The organism is Candidatus Eisenbacteria bacterium, from assembly GCA_018831195.1.
Classification (GTDB): Bacteria; Eisenbacteria; RBG-16-71-46; order CAIMUX01; family JAHJDP01; genus JAHJDP01.
The window spans coordinates 65223-73222 of record JAHJDP010000056.1; the positions used below are offsets into that span (position 1 = coordinate 65223).

8 protein-coding genes are annotated in these 8000 nt (G+C 53.3%); 5 read left to right on the plus strand and 3 right to left on the minus strand.

Features of this window, described 5'->3' with window-relative positions; translation table 11 throughout:
* Positions 1-46 precede the first annotated feature (46 nt).
* From KJ970_10590 to KJ970_10610, 5 genes are all read left to right on the plus strand, one after another.
* Positions 47-1201 (plus strand): acyl-CoA dehydrogenase, encoded by a 1155-nt coding sequence (locus tag KJ970_10590; GenBank protein MBU2691361.1) that lies wholly within the window; start codon positions 47-49, stop codon positions 1199-1201.
* A 48-nt stretch (positions 1202-1249) separates the two neighbouring features.
* Positions 1250-2392: an acyl-CoA dehydrogenase gene (locus KJ970_10595; protein ID MBU2691362.1), complete on the plus strand. Its 1143-nt coding sequence runs from the start codon at positions 1250-1252 to the stop codon at positions 2390-2392.
* A gap of 9 nt (positions 2393-2401) precedes the next feature.
* Complete coding sequence (locus KJ970_10600) at positions 2402-3550, plus strand: acyl-CoA dehydrogenase (protein MBU2691363.1); 1149 nt, start codon at positions 2402-2404, stop codon at positions 3548-3550.
* Position 3551: 1 nt separating this feature from the next.
* On the plus strand, positions 3552-4664 hold the full coding sequence (locus KJ970_10605; GenBank protein MBU2691364.1) for a DUF362 domain-containing protein: 1113 nt from the start codon (positions 3552-3554) through the stop codon (positions 4662-4664).
* Between the two features lie 166 nt (positions 4665-4830).
* A complete protein-coding gene (locus KJ970_10610) occupies positions 4831-5460 on the plus strand; it encodes a hypothetical protein (protein MBU2691365.1) in 630 nt (209 codons plus the stop codon).
* A gap of 40 nt (positions 5461-5500) precedes the next feature.
* Here KJ970_10610 and KJ970_10615 read toward each other — a convergent pair whose 3' ends face one another.
* The 3 genes from KJ970_10615 to KJ970_10625 form a co-directional block, all read right to left on the minus strand.
* Positions 5501-6580 (minus strand): right-handed parallel beta-helix repeat-containing protein, encoded by a 1080-nt coding sequence (locus KJ970_10615; GenBank protein ID MBU2691366.1) that lies wholly within the window; start codon positions 6578-6580, stop codon positions 5501-5503.
* A 142-nt stretch (positions 6581-6722) separates the two neighbouring features.
* Entirely contained in the window at positions 6723-7136 is a 414-nt protein-coding gene (gene mce, locus KJ970_10620) for a methylmalonyl-CoA epimerase (protein MBU2691367.1), read from the minus strand.
* Positions 7137-7153: 17 nt separating this feature from the next.
* A partial coding sequence (locus KJ970_10625) for a methylmalonyl-CoA mutase (protein ID MBU2691368.1) occupies positions 7154-8000 on the minus strand: 847 nt, incomplete at its 5' end.

Below are 8000 nucleotides of genomic sequence, written 5' to 3' on the forward strand. Positions count from 1 at the left end.
GAGATCGTACAGGACGAACGGCCCCGAATGGGCATGGGAGGATGGAATGATATTGTCGGAAGAGCATCTCATGATCCGCGACGCCGTCCGGGATTTTGCCGAGCGGGAACTTAAGCCAAAAGCGGCACAGCTTGACAAAGAGGGGCGCTTCCCCGCCGAGATCCTGGCTGAAATGGGGAAATTGGGTTTTCTTGGTATTCCTTTTGAAGAGAAATGGGGCGGCGCCGGAGCCGACAATCTCTCTTATGCCATTGGTGTTGAAGAGATCAGCCGCGTTTGCGGGTCCACCGGTCTCACCATGGCCGCCCATATTTCCCTCGGGACTTATCCGCTTTGGAAATATGGAACCGATGAGCAGAAAGAAGCCTATCTTCCGAACCTTGTCAGCGGAAAATATATCGGGGCCTTTGGATTGACCGAACCCAATGCGGGAAGCGACGCCGGCGGAACGGAAACCCGGGCGGTCCGTGACGGTGATTCCTATGTCATCAATGGGACCAAGATTTGGATGACGAGCGGTGATAAGGCCGGTCTCATCACCATGACAGCGCGTACGGGTACGGAAGATAAGGGGACCAGAGGCATCTCCGCATTCCTTGTTGAGCAGGGAACGCCCGGTCAAACTGTCGCCAAGCATGAAGACAAACTCGGTATGCGCGGGTCCTCTACGGTGGAAATGGTCTATGAAGATTGCCGGATTCCCACAAATCGGATCTTAGGTGAGGAAGGCGAGGGGTTCCGCATCTTTATGGACACACTCGATGGCGGCCGGATCAGCATCGGCGCTCTTGCCTTGGGCATCGCACAAGGATCCTTCGAAGCGGCGGTCCGTTATGCTCAAGAGCGTGTTCAATTCGGCCGTCCGATCGCCAAATTCCAGGGGATTCAGTGGATGCTGGCTGATATGGAGACTCGCATTCAAGCCGCGCGCCATTTTATCTATGACGCAGCGGTAAAAAAAGACAGCGGAAGGATGCACAAAAAAGAATCCGCCATGGCCAAGCTCTACGCCTCGGAGACGGCGATGTGGGTGACGACCCAATCGATTCAGATTCATGGGGGATTGGGCTACTCGAAGGAGGCTCCGGTCGAAAGGATGTTCCGGGACGCTAAACTGACGGAAATCGGTGAGGGGACTTCCGAGGTTCAGAGAATCCTAATCGCCCGGGATGTGCTGAAGGAGTATCAGATCACCGGATAGAAGACGATACCTTAGTCGAGTCGGGCATTTGTATCAGGGGAGGTCGCCGTGGACTTTAATATCAGTGAAGAGCAATGCATGATTCAACAGACGGCCCGGGATTTTGCGAGAGACAAGATCGAACCACTGGCCGCTCGTTTAGATGAAAACCGTGAGTTTCCCGTCGACTTGGTCCGGGAATTGGGTGAGTTGGGTTTCATGGGTGTTACGGTCAATCCCAAATGGGGCGGAGCCGGGATGGATCCGATATGCTACGCCCTCGCCGTAGAAGAGATCTCCCGGGCCTGTGCATCAACCGGTGTTATCATGAGCGCCCACAACTCGCTCGTCTGCGATCCACTCGAGGCCTATGGAACAGATGAACAAAAAGAAAAGTATCTCACACCACTTGCATCGGGAAAGAAACTCGGGGCTCATGGTCTGACAGAGCCATCGGCGGGTTCTGATGTCGGGGGGTTGAAAACCCGGGCCGTTCTCGATGGCGATGAGTGGGTCCTCAACGGATCGAAAATCTTTATCACCAATGGAGCCTATGCCGACATTATCCTCGTTTTCGCCTCGACGGATCCGGAACAAAAGGCGCGGGGTATCAGCGCCTTTATCGTCGAGAAGGAGATGCCCGGCTTCAAGGTCGGCTCCCGCGAGAAGACGATGGGTATTAGGGCATCTTGTACATCAGAGCTCATTTTTGAAGATCTGCGTATTCCCAAGAAGAATATGCTGGGTGAATTGAATCGCGGGTTTAAAATCGCGATGGTAACATTGAATGGCGGCCGTATCGGCATCGCGGCGCAGGCTGTCGGGATCGCTCGAAGCGCGCTTGAGAAGGCGATTGAATATTCCAAGAACCGCCAGCAGTTTAATCAGCCGATTTCAAATTTTCAAGCGATTCAATGGATGCTGGCCGATATGGCGACGGAAACGGATGCGGCGCGATTGCTGACCCTGAGAGCCGCCTATTTAAAAATGCACGGTAAGAGCTATGCCACTGAAGCGGCTCAGGCCAAGCTCTTTGCAAGCCGTACGGCCATGCGGGTCGCCGATCGGGCTATCCAGATTCACGGAGGCTATGGATTCAGCACCGAGTACCATGTTGAACGCCATCTCCGTGACGCAAAAATCACCGAACTCTATGAGGGAACCTCTGAAATCCAGCGCATTGTTATCGCGAGAAGTCTTCTGGCCGACTAAGGAGGGGTAATGGACCTTACATGGTCCGATGAGCAGCGGATGATGATCGAATCGATCCGGGATTTTTGCGAGGATCGTCTTGGCCCAATCGCCCGCGAAATCGATGAGAAGGGCAAAACCCCGCCGGAAATTCTGAGAGAGATGTCAGACCTGGGTCTTATGTCGATGCCTATTCCTCATGAATATGATGGGCTGGGTTTGGACAGTTTAACGATTTGCGCGGTCATTGAGGAAATCTCCCGGGTTTGTGCCTCTGTTGCCATTACTATCAGCGTTCACAATTCCGTGGGCGCCTACCCCATCCTGCTCTTTGGTACAGAGGAACAAAAGCGGCTCTATTTGCCGAAGATGTGCCGCGAATGGCTGGGCGCCTTCGCTCTGACCGAGCCGAATGCAGGAAGTGATGCCGCCGGTATCACCACTCAGGCTAGGAAGGAGGGCGACGCCTATATTCTCAATGGGTCCAAGATGTTTGTAACAAATGGCAGCATCGGCCAGCTCTTATTGGTCATAGCTCGAACGGATCCTGATCCTGCGTCACGGCATAAGGGCATTTCCGCTTTCTTGGTTCCCGCTGATTCGCCGGGCATCAGTGTCGCTTCAGCCGGTGAAAAGATGGGGATTCGAGGATCCGATACGGCGGTTGTCCATCTTGACAATGTCCGTGTCGCGGCGGATCACCTCCTGGGCGGTGAGGGCGAGGGCTTCAAAATCGCCATGGCAAGCCTTGACAACGGCCGCCTTGGCGTCGGGGCGCAGGCCGTGGGGATCGCTCAAGCGGCGTTGGATGAAGCGGTCAAATACGCCAAAGAACGCGAAGCGTTCGGCCGCCCCCTGGCGGAGAAGCAAGCGATCCAATTCATGGTGGCGGAAATGGAAACATCGCTGCAGGCCGCCCGGTTATTGATCCACCGCGCTGCGTGGATGAAAGACGAGAACCGTCCCTATTCCAAGGAGGCGGCTATGGCAAAGCTCTTTGCCGCCGAGATGGTGCAATCGGTCACTCATGATGCGATTCAGATTCACGGCGGGTATGGTTATATGAAGGAGTACCCGGTGGAACGTTATGCCCGGGATGCCCGCATCACGGAGATTTATGAAGGCGCCTCGGAGATTCAGCGAATTGTTATCGCTAGATCACTTCTGAAAGAGGACTAATATGACGAAGCGAGCCAAGGTAGCCGTTCTGTTTACGTCGCGCCATTCCATCATGGATGACTTTTCCCGATTGATGGGGTTGGCCGAGGTCGAAAAATATCTGCCAAAAGAACATGAGATTAGTTTAAAAATAAACATTTCATGGCACAAGTATTACCCGGCTTGCTCGACAACACCGTGGCAGCTCGACGGCGTCATTCGGGGGTTGTTGCGGCGCGGATATGATCCCGGAAAAATCCATGCCGCGCAGAACAGCACCGTTGTCGTTGATACGCGGATAGGAGAGGTCGAGAACCGGTTGAAGCCTGTTCTTGATCATCATAAAATCCCCAGTGTTTATCTTAATGACGATGATACGGAGTGGATTCCCTACGAGCCGAAAACCCCTCTGCTTGTTTTGGATAAGGTGTACAAAAAGCGCGGTATCCGAATTCCACGGGCTCTCATCGGCAGCAGCGTGATTCATCTGCCGACGGTAAAAACGCATGTCTTTACGACAATGACCGGCGCCATGAAGAATGCCTTTGGGGGCCTTCTCAATTTTGAGCGCCACTGGACCCACGCCGTCATCCATGAGACGTTGGTTGATCTCTTGACGATCCAGCAGGATATCCATCCGGGCATTTTCGCCGTGATGGATGGAACGATCGCGGGCGAAGGACCCGGTCCGCGGGCGATGTTCCCCCGTGAGAAGAATGTAATACTGGCCAGCGGTGATTCCGTGGCCATCGATGCGATCTCGGCCAAGCTTCAGGGATTCGATCCGATGGCCATCGATTGCATTCGACTAGCGCACGAAAAGGGTCTGGGTGTGGGGGATACCCAGGAGATCGAAATAGTGGGTGATGATATTAAAGGCGTGAATTTTAATTTTACCGGAGGGGATACTTTTGCGAGTCGCGGTCAAAAACTGATCTATCACGGCTGGTTGAAGCCGCTCGAGCACTTGCTTCTGCGCACCCCCATTGTCCCGTGGTCCTACGCGGCCAGCCGGCTTTATCATGATGCCTACTGGTTTAACGCTATCGGAAAGAAGAGGATAAACGCCCTCGGCGACAGCCAGTGGCTGCAGCTCTTCGAGGCTTATAAGAACGGGCCGCCGGATCTATCCTGAGAGGCTCGCGCAAAAAAACGAACCGTTTCTATTCTCGCCGCCAGGGTGTAAAATCTAGGGGAATCGATACGCTGGGGGATATGTCAAGCTTCCTGCTGAGAACGCAGGGTCACGCAGCCGCGGCCGTGCTGCCTGGATCTTGTCTGTATCAATGGAGGAGGATGTCATGAAGAGAAGCGGATGGATGGGGCTGGCCGTTGCGGTTTCTCAAATACTTTTTCTTTCTATTTCCACAGTGAACGCCCACAAACTCTGGCTGGATTTCGACCACGATGACAACTTGTGGACAATCCAGTCGATCTCTTTGGAAGAAGCGGATGTCGCCACCTTGATTCTCGAAGTTGAGGTCGAACCGATGGCACCTTCAGCCGAAGTGTGGATCCAGTCAGAGGTGGATTGTTGTGAAACCTACTCGCCGCCCAGGGGATGGGGTGGAGTGACGTGGGGTTTTCCCGGGGGCACCTGTTCGGAGTCCTGTTTCTCATTTTGCGAATGGACCATGCCGACCTGCAATTACGATTGCACATGCATTGATATCGTCCTTTGGGGCGATATTCATCCGGATGCCGTCTTCATACCAGGGGAGCGTTATGTGCTCGGAGTTCTGCCGATAGAGAGATCGCACCCCGATTGCGGCGATCCTCCTCTCGGATATTTCAGGATCCATGGTGATGGGGCTCTTGGGAGTGATCTTGTGAGTAACACGCTCTGGATTGGTCCTGATGCCCTATCGAGTGTGGCCGATCCCGAGCTGCTGTCCTCCACCTGGGGCCGGGTTAAATCTATTTATCGATAAGGTTCAAGCTCCCGGCTGAGGTGCAGCCGGGAGCTGTTTTCTACTTGTAATATCCCTTTAACGTTCCCCACGTTCTCGATCGCGTGAGGGTGGGCTGATAACAACCCACAGGCCAAGCGCCGATGAGATCGCAGGATGCATTAGGTGGTGAGTACGGCGCGCAGGGAGAAATGCTTTGAATCCCGAGATCGCCTTGTTCCGGATCACAAAAGAGGGGGTCAGCCGCTATATTGCCGTTTATTCCGTACTGATCGCCGATGCAATCAACCCAATCGCCGCCTTCATTGCCAAAGACATCGCAGCAGGTCAGAAAGGCGTCGCAATCCAATTCGCAGAAAATGCCGCTCCCCAGATTTCCGAAAGCTATAATGCAATTATGAAGCGATACCCATGAATTGTGACGGACCCCGACCTGGCTCCCATCGATGCTGGTGTTATCATAGAAGGTGCAGTTTTCCAGAGTCGCCGATGAGTATAGATGACAATGAAATCCGCCTCCGCGTGTGTCGGCATGGTTTCCTTGAAAAGTACAGCGTATAAGTGTCGGTGATGAATAGTCCCCGCAGTGCATTCCTCCGCCGTGGCCGATGGAATTATCGGAAACGTTATCTTTAAAAATGCAATCCGTCACCATCGATTCCACATAATAGAGGCAGCACAATCCACCTCCAGCATACGCGGCATGGTTGTCTAGGAATACGCAATTTGCTATTGAAGGGGAGCTGTATTCACAATAGATACCGCCGCCATATTCCAGCGTGTATCCGGATTTAATTGTCAGACCCTCCAAGACAGTTAAAGAGGTTTCACCAGATTCGAAAAGAAAAGCCCTCCCTGAATTTTCACAATCCAGGATGCAATTCTCAGGCTGGCCGCTTTGAGAACTCAGGATCAGATCCTTCCCATAGAAGTTGATATCTCGATTTCCGGAACCAGTGAAAATCCCATCGATCAGGAGGATCGTATCCCCGGAAGCAGCACCATCAACACCGGCTTGAATTGTAGGGAAATCACCTGTGCCGCTTGGTGAAATGATATATGTCGCTGCAAGCGCCGGTGTGATAAGCAATGCCAAGAAAAGGATAGGACCGGAACAAAGATAGACCCATCTTGAAAACATTTAACACCCCCAGGAGTTTACAGTGTACGTATAGACGGTAGGAACGAGATGTGATAAAGACTCAAGAAATATTATAGGATAGCGGGAGATTGAATGTCAATCCCACTTTGTTACGCAGTCATACGATGAGGTCCAACCCTTATCATGGCCTGATTTGGCACAACTCCAATAAAACGCCCCCAGTTGAAGCGGGATGCAGGAAAAGAATCGTTTTACCGCCGGCGCCGGTGCTGGGCTCCCCGATGACGCGGTAACCAGCCTTTGACATGGCTTGCGCCGCTGTTTGTACATTTTCGACGCGCAATGCCATATGATGGATTCCGGGGCCTTTCTTCTCGAGGAAGCGCCCGATAGGGCCCTCGGGGTCGGTCGCTTCCAGTAATTCTATTACGGTTTCTCCGCATTTGAGATGATAGGCGCGGATCCCTTGCTGCGGGACATCTTCGATAGCCGTAATCGCCAGACCGAGTTGTCTGCTGTAGAGGTCCAAGGCGGCCTCGATATCACTCACTGCGATACCCAGGTGGTCCAGTTGAAGAGCCGTCTGTTTTGACATTTTCGCGGTCTTTCCTCTTATAAGAATCCAGGATCTCGGTAGGCTCCGAAGACGACCTTCAGCCTATCCGAAATCTCGCCGATTGTACAAAGGGCCTCAACGCATCCATAGATTCTTGGCAGGAGATTCTCGTTTCCACGGGCGGCCTTTTCAAGCTCCTCCAGCGTTCGCCGTGCGGCTTCCCCACTCCGTCGTTTGTGGATATCCTCCAGGCGTTTTTCCTGCTCGCGGAATACTTCTTCCCGGACCCGAAATGGCGGGGGCGTGGATATTTCTTCGATGGCATAGCGGTTGACGCCGACGATGATTTGTTTGTTGGATTCAAGCGCCTTCTGTGTTTCATAGGCGCTGCGGTGTATTTCCCGTTGTACAAAACCTGCTTCCAAAGCTTTTAGGACGCCGCCGATATTTTCAATTTTCTCCATGATCGAAAGGGCTTCGGCCTCGAGCTCACAGGTCAGATTTTCTACAAACCATGATCCGCCGAGGGGATCGATGACGTCGGCGGTGCCGGATTCTTCGGCCAGAATTTGTTGGGTCCGCAGCGCCAAGAGGACCGATTCCTCCTTTGGCAAGGCGATCGCTTCATCCCAGGAATTTGTGTGGAGCGACTGTGTCCCACCGAGGATGGCGGCCAGCGCCTGGATCGTTACCCTTACCGAGTTGTTGATGGGTTGCTGGGCCGTCAGTGTTGAACCGGCGGTCTGGGTATGGAATCGAAGCTTCATCGACAAGGGATCTTTCGCATTGAAGCGGTCTTTAATCAATCGCGCCCACATGCGCCGTGCGGCACGGAACTTCGCGATTTCTTCAAAGAGATTGTTGTGGGCGTTAAAGAAAAAGGAGAGGCGGGGGGCGAAGGCG